Source organism: Virgibacillus indicus (assembly GCF_002266285.1).
GTDB lineage: Bacteria > Bacillota > Bacilli > Bacillales > Amphibacillaceae > Virgibacillus_K > Virgibacillus_K indicus.
On sequence record NZ_NPMS01000001.1, the window covers coordinates 764340 to 781335 of the forward strand.

A 16996-nucleotide genomic window follows, 5' to 3' on the forward strand; every position below is an offset into this window, starting at 1 on the left:
TACGATAATAATTACATAGAATGAATAATAATCTCGTTTTGACTTAACCTTGCTTGAACAAAATGATGCTCTGTTTTTATTATACGTTTATATTTACCGAATGTAATTATAGCATTTTGATAAATATAGTTTCTTACAATCAGCCGGGCTTCTTTCTCACTGCCAATATGTGAATTCATTTGCTCCAGAACCTGGCTTATTTCTTCTATTTGCTCTTTCGTTTTATTATAGGAATTTCTTTGTCTGAGAATTGTAATACGCAATTTAGAATTATTCGTACTATCCTGTCTTTTGAGCTTATCACCCAATGTATCCAGTTTTTCCAACGTTTCCTGTAATTCCTTCTTTTTTGCCAGTAAATTTCTTTCTTTATCATAAATCCCTTTATTGACACCGAAAATAACTTCGGTTTTGGTGCTGAGTCTATTCCCTATATCTTTTGCTTCCACTGTTTTTCCCGCTGAAAGCATTCCACCAATTATATTTCCCTGTTGACAAAAAACGTGATTTTCAGCAGTGCACTCACTATGCAAAATAGAGTTTTCCACATAAAGATTATTGCCGACATATACAATTCCCTGATTCACATAACCAATATTTATATTTTCATTTGCTTTGAGAAATCCCTTTTTCTGTCCGGAGATTCCCTCAGAAATATAGATGGACCCAGCAGCAGTAACAGAAGCAGCTTCAACCATACCGTGTATTTTAATGTCTCCGCCCGCTTTCACTGTATATCCGGACGGAACATCACCACGTATAATAATCGTTCCAACAAAATCAAGGTTGCCATTTTTCATTGAGAGTGTTTCATTCACTTCATACACCGGGTGTATTTGTATATACTTATCGCTTACACTCAATTGCCCGTCCGAAACTGCATAAAATGAATTGTCTTCCTTCCTGAAGACAACATTTTTACCAGCTCTCTTTAATACAGGCGTGCCGGGCACTGCAGATAATTTAGCTCCGAATACATTGATTCCATCCTCCCCTGCAGTCGGGTGAATTAGTCTAGCCAGCTTTTGCCCCTTTTGAACTGAGGGGATATGCATGACATCCCGGAAATTCCAATCAGGGCTGCGATCAATTTCGCTTGTATATTTTATTTCATAATTAATATTCCCATCTGTTCCATTTACAGCCGGCTGACCTTGAGCAACAGTTACCGGAAAACTTTCTGATGGAAGACCTGCAGCAATTTGCTTGATCATCTCCTGATCTATTCCAAAGACGACTTTATTTTCCATTAAAAGTTGTTGGATGTGAGCCGCTTCCAGCTCTGAATCAGCTTGATAATCCTCGGTACAATCTAGCTGGGCTGTCATTTTATCATCTGATACAGTCATATTAATATAAGCTTTCAGCAATTCCATGCTTATTCCCCTCTTTATGAGAATGCTTGAATTTTATTCAGCGTTTTTCTTAATTTGGTTACTGATTTTTTGTGTATTTGTGAAATCCTAGAAGTAGTTAACCCCATCACCTGTCCAATTTCCGTAAATGTTAATTCATCCTGGTAGAATAAGCTAATAACCATTTGCTCATTATCATTGAGTGATTTGATTCCTTGGATCAATTCATTATTAAGCTCATGCCTTGTCAGATTGTCCTCCGGAAGAACTGCAGAATGATCGGGTATCGTATATCCGACCCCTTCCTTTAGATTACTGCTGCCTTCTTTTGGCTTTTCCTCAATGGACAATACATTAGCAAAAAGTGAATCATTAATTAAAGTTTCCACTTCCTTTGGAGACATTTCCAATTGATCTGCTATCTCTTCGGCAGTCGGTGCTCGCTGCAGCTGCTGTTCCAGTTCCCCTGCAATTTTTTCAATCCTTTTCGTCTTTTCCCGTAAAGATCTTGGCAGCCAATCCTCTTTACGCAATCCATCAATAATTGCTCCACGTATGCGAAAAGAAGCATACGTATCAAATTTCAAATCACGGCTTGTATCGAACTTTTTCATTGCGTCATACAGTCCAATCATGCCGAAGCTTTTAAGATCATCTTTGTTCACACTACTTGGTAAATTACTGGAGATTCGCTCTACATGAAAACTTACTAGATACATATAATTCTGTATAATTTCATTTGCAGCTTCATTACTCTTATTATAGAGCCAGTCATCCCACCATTTTTGTTCCTGAGGAGATTTATTATTTTTCAATTTTAATTCACTCCTCTCTGAGACATGTTTTGAGATTGCTTAAATAAAGTATTCCATTTTGTTCACCTTGCGGATTTTCATTTTACAAGTAATCGGATTGAACTCAATTGTTCTTCCGGAATTTCCTCCAACATCAGATGAAATTACCGGAATATGGTATTCCTGCAGTATAGCCTGTACTGCCTCAACATTTCGAGGGCCTATCCGCATTATGTCAGAATTGGAAGTAAATTGAAACATCTGTGCACCCCCTGCAAGCTTTGCCTTCAGCTGATTTAGCCTTGCACCTGCACCAATCAATTGTTCTACTAATGCCGGTATAGCTGTATCTGCATATTTATATTTATTAAAAGCAGCTTGTCTGGTTAAACTGGAATCAGGCAGCAGCACATGTGACAGTCCTGCAATTTCCTTTTTTGAATCATATAAAACAGCCCCTACACATGAACCTAATCCTGATGTACGTATCAAATCTGGCGCAATAACGATATTGGCTTCAGCAATGCCAACACTAATAATGATTTGTGTATCATTCATGGTCGTTAATTCCCAACGCTTCAAAAATTTTCGGGAAAGATTCCGGGTCTGGAAGCAATAGGAAGTTTCCATGTATTTCATTGGCGGAATCTTTATGATTTATTTTTGTATCGATTATAATTGCATAATCAGTTAGCTGAGACAGTTCAAGGATTCCTGCGGTTAAAATTGCCCCGGCCATATCAATGCTTAAATAGGGAACGGATGGCTGCATATTAATTTTCGTAAAGTCAGATAATGCAGATAAATAGGAGCCTGTCAAAATGTTTCCGGCTTCCTGCAATACAGACATTTCCAATTCATTCACCGTACTGTTATCCATCAAATTAACATTTTGTTTATTCACCATCTTGTTAATTAAAAATTCTGCTTCTTCAATCGATAAAATGAAATAGACTGTACCGGGAGCTTCTCCCTTTATCCGAAAAAAGACCGCCGCTATTGTTTCTTCAGGTCCTCCTATCATTTCCATCATTTCATCATAGCTTACGACATTTACAGATGGCACCTGCATATTAACTTTTTTATTTATTAATTTCGACAGGGAGGTTGCTGCATTTCCAGCTCCTATATTCCCTATTTCCCGGAGTGCATCTTTTTGAACATTCGTCAGATTAGTGATCTCCATTATCCTAGCCTTCCACTGCTTTTAATTCATTTACTTCTTCACGTGTCAAAACTTTTTGCAGGTCTAATAATATAAGCAAACGGTCCTCAAGCTTTGCAACACCTTCAATATAATCTACGTCAACTGTGCCAATTACCGCCGGCGGTGGTTCAATGGCATTTTCCGGAAAATCAATCACATCATTTGCTGCATCTACAATCAACCCTGTCTCCATGTCATCAAAGTAGACAATTATGATCCGCGTTGAATCACTGAATTCTGATTCTTCTATACCAAAACGCAGCCTTAAATCAATAATAGGGATAACTACACCTCTTAAATTGATTACACCTTTTACAAAATCCGCAGTTCGTGGAACTCTGGTAATTGGCTGAATGCGTTCAATTGAACCAACCTGATGCACAGATACAGCATATTCTTCTTCTTTTAATTGAAAAACAATTACCTTACTGTCAGCTATTGTTTCTTGTTTCATTCCAATCCCTCCATTTGAGCTTTTTATTTTTAAAGTAGTGCATTGCTGTCAATGATTAATGCAACTTCACCATCTCCAAGTATAGTTGCGCCGGAAATAGCAAATGTGTTTGATAAGTAGTTCCCCAGTGATTTCAGTACAACCTCCTGTTGACCAATAAAGGAATCAACAACCAGTCCGGCCATTTTTTCACCCTTCTTAACAATAACGATGGAAACATAATCATTCTTATTCTTCCCTTGCTCCGGCACGGAAAAAATATCATTCAAAAATACAAGCGGGACGATTTTGTCGCGAAAATCGATTACCTTTTTATTATGTGCACTGAGTATTTGATCTTTACGTACAATAGCTGTTTCCAAAATGGATGATAGCGGGATTGCATATTTTTCATTTTGCAATTCAACCAGCAACACGGAAATAATCGTTAAGGTTAATGGAAGCTGAATGGAGAAAGTCGAGCCTTTATTCAGCTCTGCATCAATAGAGATAGTTCCCCCCAATGACTCGATTGTATTTCTTACAACATCAAGACCAACGCCCCTGCCGGAAATATCAGAGACAGCATCAGCAGTAGAAAATCCGCTCGCCATAATCAATTCGTATATTTGCTGGTCAGTCAATGAATCTATCTGACTCTCATTTATTATTCCATTGGCAAGCGCTTTATTTACGACCTTCTCTTTATCAATACCGGCTCCATCATCTGAAATTTCAATGAACACGTGATTTCCGCTATGAAATGCTTTTAATTGAATAGTGCCCTTTTCCGCTTTTCCTTTTTTCTTCCGCTCTTCACTTGTTTCAATCCCATGATCAATGGCATTTCTTATTAAGTGGACCAATGGATCCCCGATTTCATCAATTACCGTACGATCCAATTCCGTATCTGCACCGATAATTTCAATTTCCACATTTTTATGTAAATCCTTTGCAAGCTGACGAATCATACGCGGAAAACGGCTGAATACCTGATCAACTGGTACCATGCGCATTGTTAAAATAATATTTTGTAAATCTGCAGAAACCCGTGAAATATGCTCGACCGTATCCTGCAAGTCATTATTATTTAAATCGGTTGAAATCTGCTCCAATCTGCCTTTATCTATTACAAATTCTTCAAATAAATTCATCAGTACATCAAGTCTTTCAATATTGACTCTAATCGTTTTGCCTGAAGGGGATTTCCTGGTAGTTTTCTCCTTTTGCTGCACGCTGTTTTGACTCTGTTTTGTTTTTGTTTCAGATAATTCTTTTGTCTCTTCTTCATGCATCGTTTTATACTGCTCTGCAGAAAAAAGATTTGTTTCTATTTTATTAATTTCAGATACTTTATTAATCTTTTCTTCAATCTCAGTTTTGGAATAATTTGATACTAAAATGACACTGAAAGAAAAATCAAAATTTTCTTCCTCCAGGTCATTCACGGATGGATTTGTCTTAATTACTTCTCCCAGCTTTTCCAATACTTCAAATACCATAAAAACACGAGCACCTTTTAATAAACAATCCTCATTGAGAGTAATAGTAATTTCATAATTGGAAAAACCGCGTTCCGAAGCTTCATTTAATATAGAAAGTTCAAATTCATCGAGGGAATCTATTACTTGCAGTACAGTAGTTGTTTCTTCAAGCCGGCTTCCAGATTCATTTTTTGTTTGTTCGACTGTTACTCCTGTTTCCAGCCTGTCCAACAGAAAGACAATCTGCTCCACATCCCGAACACCATTCCCCCCCGAGGCTATATCATCAACCATCTCTGTTAAATGATCTACTGCTTCAAACATAATATCCATCATATCTGCAGTAACAGTTATTTTTTCATACTTAATTGCATCAAATACATTTTCCAGTTGATGTGTCAGACTGGCTAAATCGTTATAGCCCATTGTTGCAGACATACCTTTTAATGTATGTGCTGCACGAAATATTTCATCAATTATTGATTTTTCAGCAGGTTCTTTTTCAAGTGCGAGTAATTGTTTATATAAGACTTCTAAATGCTCCTTGCTTTCATCAATAAAAACATCAAGGTACTCAGCAGTTTCCATCCTATTTCCCTCCCTTTTGTTTTGCAAGACTCAACAATGTTTTCCCCACACGATCCAATGGAACTACATAATTAACACAATTTGTTTTTAATGCAGCTTTAGGCATTCCATAAATAATTGATGTTTCTTCTGCCTCAGCTATCACTTTAGCTTCCGGATCCATTTCACGCATTATCTCGATTCCTTTTGAGCCATCACTTCCCATCCCTGTAAGAATGACGGCAATCTTATTCACTTTACGCAAGTTTCCAACTGCTTCAAATAAAATATCAACGGCAGGACGATGTCCATGCAGCGGAGGTTCCTTATTCAGTTCAATCACTGCTGATGTCCCAGCATCCCTAACCTTCATGTGAAAGTCACCTGGTGCTATGTAAGCTGTATTATCTTTTAGTATTTCACCGTGTACTGCTTCCCTCACATTTAGAGAACACATGGCATTGAGCCTTTCCGCAAGTGATTTCGTGAATCCTTTTGGCATATGCTGGACAATTAAAATTGGTGCTGCAATGTCATTTCCCAGATCTGCAAGTACTCTTTGCAAAGCTCTGGGACCTCCGGTTGATGTGCCTATTGCTATAATAGTTTTGGAGAAAGGCTGAACAGCAGAAATATTATTTGCAGCTGTTACGGTTTTTTCCTTTTCTGCGCACTTTTTAATATTAACTTTCGCAGCAGTGATAACCTTCGTAATAATTTCTTGTCGGATTGTTGTGATATCCAAAGATATCGGACCGGATGGCTTAGTAATGAAATCAACCGCTCCATTAGAAATAGCCTGCACCGTCTTTGTTGTTCCTTCTGTTGATATACTGGACAGCATCACAACAGGCAGTGGATGATCTTTCATAATTGCCTTCAGTGCAGTGATACCATCCATGACCGGCATATGCACATCTAATGTGGCAACATCGGGCTTTAGTTCCTTAATTTTCTTCAGACCCTCTTCCCCATTTCTTGCAGTTGCCACGACCTCTATCCGATGATCACCTGTGAGGATATCCCGAAGTATCTTTCGCATGAATGCCGAATCATCAATTACGATTACGCGGATGGGATTCATTTATCATACCTCTTTAGTAATAAATTGTTTTAGCTTTTGTATAAATGAAGCATTGCCTATATTGTTCATTTCTCTGGATTTGCTTAAATAGTTTTCTGTTAGCTGCTGCACTGCTTTTCCTGCAGCCGATCTTTCATTTAGCAATATAAATGGTATTTGTTTTCTTACTGCATTTGTAACCATTTTATCCTCTGGCAGAATTCCCATCATTTGTATCTCTATATGTAAAAATTGTGCTATCACGGTTTTAAATCGTTCCAGCGATTTCTCGCCTTCTTTCTGTGTGCCGCAGCGGTTCATAATAGCGAAAATGGGCATATCCGGCTGGTTTGCAGCGACATGTTTGATCATTCCATAAGCATCTGTTATCGACGTAGGCTCTGGAGTAGTAATAACAATACATTCATCAGAAGCAAGGATAAAAAATATACTGTCTTTTGTCGCTCCGGCTCCCATATCAAAAATAATATAATCATACATTTGCACTAATTCCATATATTGACGAATAAAATAATCTTTTTTATCCGCATTCAGGTTAAAAAACTCGCTCAGTCCTGATCCGCCTGCAATATATGCAAGGTTTCTTGGACCTGTTTCAATTATATCGTGAATAGATAGCTGCTCATTAAACATATCAATGATGGTTTTATCGGAGTTTAAGCCAAGGAGAATGTCTATATTTCCCATACCAACATCTAAATCAAACAGCAAAACTTTTTGGTCATTTTTAATCAGTTCCAACGAGAAATTTAAAGCAATATTTGATTTGCCCACCCCACCCTTACCGCTGATAAAAGAAAGAGTTTTTGCCTCTCGGGGATTTTTGGATATTTGTAATTTTCTTCGTAAACTAGCGGCTTGATCACTCATCATCAATCGCTCCCATTATAGAATCACTAATTACAGCAGGTGTAACCGGCATCAAATCGTCAGGAACATCCTGACCGTTTGTAATATACGAAATTCCGATTTGTTTACGAACAGCTATATTGAATATACTTCCATATTGTTTTGTCTCATCAATTTTAGTGAAGATAACACCCTTAACAGGTACCTGATAAAATTGATCATAAATCTCACTAAGATCTTTTGGCTTGGCAGTAAGTGCCAGTACCAGATATGTTTCGATATCTAAATTGATGTCTATACTTTCCTTCAATTCATTGATATATTTTGCATCACGGAAATTACGGCCTGCTGTATCTACAAGGACTACATCATAGGATGAAAATTTATCTACAGCTTCTTTGTAATCTTCTATGGTATAGGCTACTTCTATTGGGATATCCAGTATACGTGCATAGGTTTTTAACTGTTCTACTGCAGCAATTCTATACGTATCAGTCGTAATAAAAGCTACTTTTTTATGGTCCTGCAACATGCATTCAGCAGCAATTTTTGCAAGTGTTGTGGTTTTTCCAACACCTGTCGGACCAATAAAATGAAAGATTTTTTTCTCATAAGTTATTCCTTCAAACGTAATATCAGCCAGTCTGCTCTCTATCTCATCCCTGACATCATTGGTAATCCTGTCCATTGCTGGTGAAAGTTCTTCCTCGGCATGCTTCTTAACAACTGAATCGATGAGTTCGGCAGCCAGGTCTCTTTCAATCTCCTGTTCAAGCAAGTGCTGAAATACAAAATTGTAGTCTGGTAGATAATTGGTATCGCCCTGTTTGGAAATTTGTCCAATAATTTTCTTCAAATGCTTAATTTCACTAAGAACTTCATCATTATTTTTTAACGGAACAGGTTCTTTTAAAATAGCGGGTTTATCTTTTCGTTCAGCAGGTTTTGCAGCATCGCCTCTCAACGGTTCAGAATCAAGTGCTGCGACTACTTCAATTCGTTTCTTTTTAAAGAAACCCATAACCCCCCCGTGCTGCACTTCTTTGGAATTTAGTATTACAGCTTCTGAGCCCAGTTCTTTTCTTACCTGGTTCATTACTTCCGGCATTGTTGGAGCAACATATTTTTTTACCTTCATGCTATATTCACCACCCCGACGCTTTGAACATTTACTGCAGGTTCTAGTTCGTTATACGATAACACTGCCACCTGCGGCATAAACCTTTCCAGCAGCTGTTTTAAATACATTCGTATTGCTGGCGAGCATAATACGACAGCTGTTTCTTCCTGTAATGCGAGTTTTTCAACTTCCTCATGGATTGTTTTAATAATCAGCTGCTGTGAATCAGGATCAAGAGATAAATAATTGCCATGTTCTGTCTGCTGTATATTTTCTGCAATTAATTTTTCAACCTTGCCTGATACTGTAATCACCTTCAATGAGTTGTCTTGATGTACAAATTGTTTTGTGATTTGTGAAGATAATGCCTGTCTTGCATATTCTGCCAATAAATCAGTATCATTCGTTAATTTTGCAAAATCAGCTAATGTTTCAAAAATCACAGGCAGGTTACGAATGGAAATATTTTCTTTCAGTAATTTAGCAAGAACCTTTTGAACATCTCCAATTGACAGTGGTTCTGGTGTAACCTCTTCGACTAGGATTGGAGAACTATCTTTTAAATGATCAATTAATTGCTTCGTTTCTTCCCTGCCAAGTAAAGTATGTGCATGCTGTTTTATCACTTCCGTAATATGTGTTGAAACAACGGAAGGCGGATCAACAACGGTATATCCTGATAATTCAGCTTCATCCTTCACATCTTCATTAATCCATTTTGCAGGCAAACCGAATGCAGGCTCTTTCGTATCAATTCCCTCAATCATATCATCCTCTAAGTCAGGAGCCATTGCCAGATAATGGTCAAGCAGCAGCTCACCCGTTGCCACTTCATTCCCTTTTATCTTCAGACGATACTCATTGGGATTCAGCTGAATATTATCACGAATTCGTACAACAGGAATAACTAACCCGAGTTCAATCGCTAATTGTCTGCGAATCATAATGATACGATCCAATAAGTCACCGCCTTGGCTGGCATCGGCTAACGGAATTAATGCATAGCCAAATTCAAATTCGATTGGATCCATATTTAGCAGACTTACTACATTTTCCGGTGATTTCATGGAAGAGCTCTCGGTTTTATCTTCTTCTTCTTCATCTGGTATGTCCGGCACATTCGATTGTTTTGACAGAAGATATCCGCTTAGTGCCAACAAACCGGCAATGATCGTTGTCAGGAAAAAATTGATAGGTGTTAAACCAAGCAGAAAAATGGTTCCCGCAGCAATAAATAATAATTTTGGATATTGCAGAAGCTGACCGGTAACTTCAGTCCCAAGATTCCCCGTGCTCGCTGTTCTGGTTACCACTATTCCTGTCGCAGTTGATATAAGCAATGCAGGGATCTGGCTCACAAGACCATCCCCGACCGTTAATCGCATGAATGTATCGATTGCTTCCTGAAAGTTCATATCCATCTGTACCATACCGATGATCAGACCAAATATAATATTGATTAAAACAATAATTATTCCAGCTATCGCGTCCCCCTTGACGAATTTACTGGCACCATCCATCGATCCATGAAAATCAGCCTCATTTTCAACTTTTTCGCGTCTTTCCTTTGCCTGCTGCTCGGAAATAATACCTGCATTCAAATCTGCGTCAATACTCATTTGTTTCCCTGGCATCGCATCCAATGTAAATCGGGCAGCAACTTCGGATACACGTTCAGATCCTTTGGTAATAACCAGAAAATTGATAATAACTAAAATAATAAATACAACAAAACCAACAAGCGGATTATCTCCGATTACAAAGGTTCCAAATGTATCGACTACTCCTCCGGCATCCGCTTCTGATAATATGGAACGTGTTGTTGAGACATTCAACGCTAGACGAAATAAAGTTAACAGCAATATGAGTGTCGGAAAAACAGAGAATTGCAATGCTTCCTGCGTATTCATCGAGACCAGGATGACAATAAGTGCAAGGATTATATTGATAAGAATCAATACACTTAACAGCCATCCAGGTAACGGGATGACAAGCATAATAATAATTAAAATAACGCCTAATAGTACGGATAGATCTCGTGCTTGCATGAAAGTCTCTCCTCATTGCTCCTAAGTGAAAGATCACTTGTTAAACTTTTTTCTCTAATCTGTACACATATGCTAGAATTTCTGCAACTGCCTGATAGAATTCTTCTGGAATCATATCACCAATTTCAACAGTGCTGTGCAAACTCCTGGCCAGTGGTCTGTTTTCAACTGTTACAACATCATTTGCTTTGGCAATTTCTTTAATTTTCAAAGCTGTATGGTCTGCACCTTTTGCCACTACATATGGAGCGGAAGCTTTCTCTTCATCATATTTAACAGCAATAGCGAAGTGGGTAGGGTTGGTGATAACGACATCTGCTGAAGGTACCTCACTCATCATACGAGAGGTTGCCATTTGTCTTTGCCGTTCTTTAATTTTCGATTTTATTAAAGGATCGCCTTCAATATTTTTATACTCATCTTTTACATCCTGTTTTGACATCTTCATATTTTTTTCAAAATCATAGCGCTGGTAGGCATAATCAAAAACCGCTAAAAATAATAATGCAATTGTTGCTGCAATCCCCATAACTACCGTAACTCTAATGAAAAATTCGAGAGCATTTTCTGCATTTTTAAATGCAAGCATCATCATTTCATCTTTGTAAATCCAGATAACTATAAACGTAATGGCACCAATAAAAACGATTTTGAGAAAAGATTTTAATAATTCAACTAGAGCTCTGATTGAAAATATTCGTTTAGCTCCTTGAATCGGATCAATTTTCTTCAGATCAAATTTTAATGGCTCTGTTGTAAATAAAAAGCCGATTTGCATAAGATTTGAAGCAAGTCCCGCTATAATCGCAATTAATACAATCGGCGAAAGCATTAGTGCAACTTCAACCGCTGCACCTGAAAAGATCTGGTGTACACTGTTCTCTGTTACGTCCCACTGTATAAATTCTGTAAAGGTTTGCCTATACAGGGTAGTCATGCTGTCAATTATCGAACTGCTGAAAACAATAAAAATGATGAACATAAACAGTAATAGGAAAGCTGTATTGACATCCTGACTTTTAGCAACTTTCCCTTTTTTCCGTTCATCCTGCCTTTTTTTCGGAGTTGCTTTTTCAGTCTTTTCACCTGCAAAATACTGTAAATCCATTTTCATCTGCAAGTTAAGCACCTCCGAATAATTGCATAAGTCCTCTCATTGTCTCAAACATCGTTTCAAACAATCCTTTAACTAGAGTAATATATAAACTTAGAAAGAAGAGAATAACGAGAAAACTCACCAGGATTTTCAATGGCAGGCCTACAACGAATACGTTTAATTGCGGGACAGCTCTTGCAATAATTCCTAAAGCTATATCAACCAAGAATAAACAGCCCACAATAGGTATAGCTATTTGAAAAGCAATGAGAAACATTTTATTGAATGCAGTGATTACAAAATCAGCAATGGATCCATCCTGGAAAGGTATGAATGCATCTATCGGTATAAAATGATAACTATTAAAAATTCCATCTATTATTAAGTGATGGCCATTTACTGATAATAGAAACAGCAGTGCAAATATATAAAAATATTGACCTGTTAAAGGACTTTGTGCCCCGGTTTGCGGATCCATCACATTTGCAATGGCAAACCCCATCTGAAAATCAATGAATCCCCCAGCAATCTGAACAGCTGATAAAATAATAAAAGCAATTAAACCAATTAATAGACCTACGAGTATTTCTTTAAGCAATAAGAAAATATACATTTCATCAATGACTATAGCTGACGCATCAACTGTGTAATACATAATGAAAGCAAGAAAAAAGCTAAAACCTATTTTAAAAGGTGCCGGTATTGTCCGATAAGAAAATAAAGGAAGTGTAACGAAAAAAGCAGCTATCCGGACAAAAATAAGTAAAAAAACAGGTATACTATTTAAATTAATTAAATCCAGCATAATTTAACCTACAAACTGATTTAAATTTTGAAACAGGTCTGCAGTAAATTCGACCATGGTTGTCAGCATCCATGGTCCAAAAAAGATCAGACCTACTAGGACGGCTACTATTTTCGGAATGAAGGCCAGGGTTTGTTCCTGTATTTGTGTAGTTGCCTGGAATATACTTACAAGCAGTCCAACTGCCAGTGCTAAAATCAGCAGCGGCCCACTAACCAGCAGAATAGTATAAATGCCTTTTTCCGCCAATGTTAAAACAAATTCACTACTCAAATGTTAAAACCTCCCTTTTCTCAGCAGCCGAAAAAATTAGAAACCGTCCAATAAGGAATGAGTAATTAAATACCAGCCATCCACCAGTACAAATAATAAAATTTTAAATGGCAGTGATATCATTACCGGCGGCAGCATCATCATTCCCATTGACATTAATACACTTGCCACAGCCATATCAATAATTAAAAATGGAACAAAAATCATAAACCCCATCTGAAAAGCAGTTTTTAATTCACTAATAGCAAATGCAGGTACAAGTGTTGTTAACGGTATTTCCTGTATACTCTCTGGCCTTTCGAGTTGAGCATAATTCATAAACAAAGCTAAATCTTTTTGCCTTGTATGCTCTGCCATAAACTCTTTCATTGGCCGGCTTGCTTCCTCATAAGCCTCATCCAGTGTAATTTCCTCATCAAAAAGAGGCTGCAATGCTTCATCATAGACTTCACCAAATACAGGTGCCATGATAAAAAATGTCAAGAATAATGCCAACCCGATCAAAACCTGATTTGGCGGCATTTGCTGGGTTGCGAGTGATGTTCTGACAAATGACAGAACAATTATGATTCTTGTAAAACTAGTCATTAAGATTAATATACTTGGTGCTAAAGATAAAACAGTCAATAAAAGCAGTAATTTAACAGATGTTGAAACAGACGAAGGATCTGAACCGGAAAACATGTCTATGAATTCATTCATGTTCATCTTCCTTCTTCTTTTTATTGTTTATTATTTTGTTTCTATTTTGTTTCAGTTTTTCCAACTCACTTGAAAATAGATTTTTAAAATCATTTTGGCTGCTATTATTTTTATCTGTTTTACTTTGAAAAAATGGTACTGACAGTAATGTGGAACTATCGTTTTCCGATTCCTGTCCATGCTCCAATAAATCATTAATTACTTCTTCATCAGTTATTTCCTGAAGCATTTCAACATTTTCCCCTACACCAACTAAATAAAATTGTTTTCCAATTCGTACAATTTGGATCGACTTATTCTGTCCGACAGATATACCGCCTAAATTCTCCAACGCCTTTATCTTCTGAAGTAATTTATTGCGTTTATTTAAAAATTTTAATAATAAATAAATAAGTGCTAGAACTAGTAATAAGGCAAAAAACATTTTAATTAAATCAAATAGCAGTGATCCATTATCTTCTATAACAGCATCAGATTCATCTTGTTCGGCTTCAGCATCGCCAGATTCAGGTTCATCCATTTTCTCTTCCTTCTTATTATCGCTTTCCTTCAGCCACTCATCTACTGTTGCTGCATTTACCTGAATTACTGAACCGGCAGTGATAAGAAAGGCAATAATCAGGATGCTTACAATTCTGTGTTTAGCCAACATACTCACTCGTTTCCTAGCTTATAGCCTTTTGAATCGCTTCAATTACCCTGTCTGCCTGAAATGGTTTTACAATAAAATCTTTAGCTCCAGCCTGTATAGCATCAATTACCATAGCTTGCTGCCCCATTGCTGAGCACATGATTATTTTAGCATCGGAGTTTAACTCTTTGATTCTCTTTAAAGAAGTAATACCGTCCATTTCCGGCATTGTTATATCCATTGTGACAAGGTCTGGTGATAATTCCTTGTATTTTTCTATTGCCTCTGCACCATCCTGTGCTTCACCAATTACCTCAAAACCATTTTTTGTTAAAATATCCTTTATCATCATTCGCATAAACGCTGCATCATCAACGATCAAAATACGGTTTGCCATGCTGTTTTCCTCCTGTACCAATCTTTTATTTTAGTTTCATTAAGCGGTCTGATTGACTAATTATATCTGTAACTCTTACCCCGAAGTTTTCATCGATAACGACGACTTCTCCTTTGGCAATCAGTTTTTCATTTACCAAAATATCCACGGGCTCACCAGCTAATTTATCTAATTCAATAATAGAGCCGGAGGATAAATCGAGAATATCTTTTATCGTACGTTTTGTTCTTCCAAGTTCAACTGTTACCCTTAGTGGGATATCCAATAGCAAATCCAGGTTTCTCTGTTCCTTCTGATTCAGCTCAACCTGATTAAATGTCGAGAAGGCAGCTTGCTGGACCTGCGGATTATTCTGATTCATATTGTTTCCCAGGTATTGTGGTAATTCTTCCGTTGCAGATTCTTGAGCCACCGGTGCTTCCACCTCTTTAGCCGGCTTTTCAAGCTCCTCAACGGCTGCTGCCGTTTCATTTTCTGCCGGTTCATTCAGCAATTGATGAACCAGTTCCTTTGCAAATTTAATTGGCATCAGCTGCATAATGTTGGAATCTATTAAACTGCCGACCCTAAGCTGAAAAGACACTTTTACATAAGCATCCTCTTCAAAAATAGTGCCATCATCTTCATGCTTTATAGTTGGTGGTGAAATATCTACCTTTTTATTAAAAACCGTAGACATACTTGTTGCAGCAGCACCCATCATTTGATTCATTGCTTCCTGTACAGCGCTGAGATGGATATCAGTCAGTTCGCTTTCAGGTGAAATACCATCGCCGCCAAGCATTATATCAGAAATAACAGCTGCATCCTCTGCTTTAATCACCAATAGATTATTCCCGGTAAACCCTTCTATATAATTCACTTGAATACTGACAGGTTCAAAAGTTAATTCTTCTTTTATTTCCGATTTCTGTATGACCGATACTTTCGGTGTAGTAATTTCCACCTTTTGATTGAGCAGCATTGATAATGTTGTTGCAGAGCTTCCAAATGAGATATTTCCTATTTCTCCAAGTGTATCTTCTTCAATCCCAGTAAGGGACTCCACTTCATTTGTATGTAAAGTTTCATCAGGCTCATCATCAGAGCCAATATTTAAAAGTGCATCAATTTCTTCTTGAGAAAGCATGCCATCATTCATTGTAATCGTTCACCCCTTTAATTTCTTCCAGTACTTGCACCGACATTTTATTTTTAAACTTGCCAGGCTGTACATAAAACTTAGGTTCGTCATTCACTGACATTGTAAGTGGCTGATCAATCGGCTGATTTAATGCAATTACATCATTTTTATTTAAATTTAAAAATTGCTCGATATTGATAGAAGCCTCCCCAAGTACTGTTTTCGCCTCAACTTTGGCATTCTGAAGGTTTTTGGATATTTTCTCGTATGCATCCACGTCCCTGTCTTTAACTGTTGTCTGCATCCAGTAATGAACAGATAACTTTGAAATAATTGGCTCCAGAATAATATGTGGAATACAAATGTTAATCATTCCACTTGTTTCTCCAATCTCTGTATTGAGCGAAACGACAACAACTGTTTCATTGGGAGATACTAATTGCAAAAATTGCGGATTCACCTCAAATTCCTCGAGGACCGGATCAATCTCAACAAGAGATGACCATGCCTCCTGGAGGTTTATTACCGCCTTCTCAAAAAGCTGAGTCATTAACAATGTTTCAATTTCCGTCAAGGTCTCCACCTTATTAACACTGTTGCCCTTTCCGCCAAGAATCCGGTCAAGCATCGCATAGGCAATGTTAGGATTCACTTCCATGATTAACCTTCCATCAAGTGGTTCCACACTGTAAACATTTAATACTGTCATCTTTGGAACAGAGCGGATAAATTCCTCGTATGGCAGCTGGTCCACGGAAGCAACAGATATATTAACGTAAGATCTTAATTGTGCTGAAAAGAAAGTTGTTAAGAGTCTTGCATAATTCTCATGAATTCTTGAAATGCTTCGGATCTGATCCTTGGAAAACCGGAGCGCACGCTTGAAATCATAAACGCGGAGCTTTTTCTCTTTTTCTTCTTTTTTCAACTCATCTGCATCCATTTCTCCAGAAGTTATTGCAGATAATAAAGCATCAATCTCATTTTGCGAAAGGACCTCTTCCAAAAACACTCACCTCCATATTGGA

At 37.5% G+C, this 16996-nt stretch carries 18 protein-coding genes; all 18 read right to left on the reverse strand.

Going from position 1 to position 16996, the window contains the following annotated elements:
• Window positions 1-11 precede the first annotated feature (11 nt).
• From CIL03_RS03885 to fliM, 18 genes are read right to left on the reverse strand one after another with little or no spacing between them, the layout of a single operon-like run.
• Window positions 12-1376: a DUF342 domain-containing protein gene (locus CIL03_RS03885; protein WP_094883893.1), complete on the reverse strand. Its 1365-nt coding sequence runs from the start codon at window positions 1374-1376 to the stop codon at window positions 12-14.
• A gap of 14 nt (window positions 1377-1390) precedes the next feature.
• Window positions 1391-2170 carry a FliA/WhiG family RNA polymerase sigma factor gene (locus tag CIL03_RS03890; protein WP_094883894.1) on the reverse strand — a complete coding sequence of 260 codons (780 nt, stop codon included), beginning with the start codon at window positions 2168-2170 and terminating at the stop codon, window positions 1391-1393.
• A 39-nt stretch (window positions 2171-2209) separates the two neighbouring features.
• A complete protein-coding gene (locus CIL03_RS03895; protein WP_094883895.1) occupies window positions 2210-2707 on the reverse strand; it encodes a chemotaxis protein CheD in 498 nt (165 codons plus the stop codon).
• On the reverse strand, window positions 2700-3335 hold the full coding sequence (locus CIL03_RS03900) for a chemotaxis protein CheC (protein WP_094883896.1): 636 nt from the start codon (window positions 3333-3335) through the stop codon (window positions 2700-2702). The genes CIL03_RS03895 and CIL03_RS03900 overlap by 8 nt, the downstream gene beginning before the upstream one ends.
• A 4-nt stretch (window positions 3336-3339) precedes the next feature.
• Window positions 3340-3810 carry a chemotaxis protein CheW gene (locus tag CIL03_RS03905; RefSeq protein WP_206207662.1) on the reverse strand — a complete coding sequence of 157 codons (471 nt, stop codon included), beginning with the start codon at window positions 3808-3810 and terminating at the stop codon, window positions 3340-3342.
• Window positions 3811-3839: 29 nt separating this feature from the next.
• Window positions 3840-5861 (reverse strand): chemotaxis protein CheA, encoded by a 2022-nt coding sequence (locus CIL03_RS03910; RefSeq protein WP_094883898.1) that lies wholly within the window; start codon window positions 5859-5861, stop codon window positions 3840-3842.
• A gap of 1 nt (window position 5862) precedes the next feature.
• A complete protein-coding gene (locus CIL03_RS03915; protein ID WP_094883899.1) occupies window positions 5863-6924 on the reverse strand; it encodes a protein-glutamate methylesterase/protein-glutamine glutaminase in 1062 nt (353 codons plus the stop codon).
• 3 nt (window positions 6925-6927) lie between these two features.
• Window positions 6928-7794 (reverse strand): MinD/ParA family protein, encoded by an 867-nt coding sequence (locus tag CIL03_RS03920; protein ID WP_240507988.1) that lies wholly within the window; start codon window positions 7792-7794, stop codon window positions 6928-6930.
• Entirely contained in the window at window positions 7787-8911 is a 1125-nt protein-coding gene (flhF, locus tag CIL03_RS03925) for a flagellar biosynthesis GTPase FlhF (RefSeq protein ID WP_094883901.1), read from the reverse strand. The genes CIL03_RS03920 and flhF overlap by 8 nt, the downstream gene beginning before the upstream one ends.
• A complete protein-coding gene (gene flhA / locus CIL03_RS03930; RefSeq protein ID WP_094883902.1) occupies window positions 8908-10941 on the reverse strand; it encodes a flagellar biosynthesis protein FlhA in 2034 nt (677 codons plus the stop codon). The genes flhF and flhA overlap by 4 nt, the downstream gene beginning before the upstream one ends.
• A gap of 40 nt (window positions 10942-10981) precedes the next feature.
• The gene (gene flhB / locus CIL03_RS03935; RefSeq protein WP_094883903.1) at window positions 10982-12061 is read right to left on the reverse strand and encodes a flagellar biosynthesis protein FlhB; all 1080 of its coding nucleotides are present in this window, start codon (window positions 12059-12061) and stop codon (window positions 10982-10984) included.
• A 1-nt stretch (window position 12062) separates the two neighbouring features.
• The gene (gene fliR / locus CIL03_RS03940; RefSeq protein WP_094883904.1) at window positions 12063-12842 is read right to left on the reverse strand and encodes a flagellar biosynthetic protein FliR; all 780 of its coding nucleotides are present in this window, start codon (window positions 12840-12842) and stop codon (window positions 12063-12065) included.
• Window positions 12843-12845: 3 nt separating this feature from the next.
• Window positions 12846-13115 carry a flagellar biosynthesis protein FliQ gene (gene fliQ, locus CIL03_RS03945; RefSeq protein ID WP_094883905.1) on the reverse strand — a complete coding sequence of 90 codons (270 nt, stop codon included), beginning with the start codon at window positions 13113-13115 and terminating at the stop codon, window positions 12846-12848.
• 36 nt (window positions 13116-13151) lie between these two features.
• Window positions 13152-13817: a flagellar type III secretion system pore protein FliP gene (gene fliP / locus CIL03_RS03950; protein ID WP_094883906.1), complete on the reverse strand. Its 666-nt coding sequence runs from the start codon at window positions 13815-13817 to the stop codon at window positions 13152-13154.
• Window positions 13810-14466 (reverse strand): flagellar biosynthetic protein FliO, encoded by a 657-nt coding sequence (locus CIL03_RS03955; protein ID WP_240507989.1) that lies wholly within the window; start codon window positions 14464-14466, stop codon window positions 13810-13812. The genes fliP and CIL03_RS03955 overlap by 8 nt, the downstream gene beginning before the upstream one ends.
• Before the next feature lie 16 nt (window positions 14467-14482).
• Window positions 14483-14845, reverse strand: a complete 363-nt coding sequence (locus CIL03_RS03960) for a response regulator (protein WP_094883908.1) — start codon at window positions 14843-14845, stop codon at window positions 14483-14485.
• A 25-nt stretch (window positions 14846-14870) separates the two neighbouring features.
• Window positions 14871-15986 carry a flagellar motor switch phosphatase FliY gene (gene fliY, locus CIL03_RS03965; RefSeq protein ID WP_094883909.1) on the reverse strand — a complete coding sequence of 372 codons (1116 nt, stop codon included), beginning with the start codon at window positions 15984-15986 and terminating at the stop codon, window positions 14871-14873.
• Window positions 15979-16974, reverse strand: coding sequence for a flagellar motor switch protein FliM (gene fliM / locus CIL03_RS03970; protein ID WP_094883910.1), 996 nt, complete (start codon window positions 16972-16974; stop codon window positions 15979-15981). Before fliM ends, fliY begins: the two co-directional genes overlap by 8 nt.
• Window positions 16975-16996: the final 22 nt, after the last annotated feature.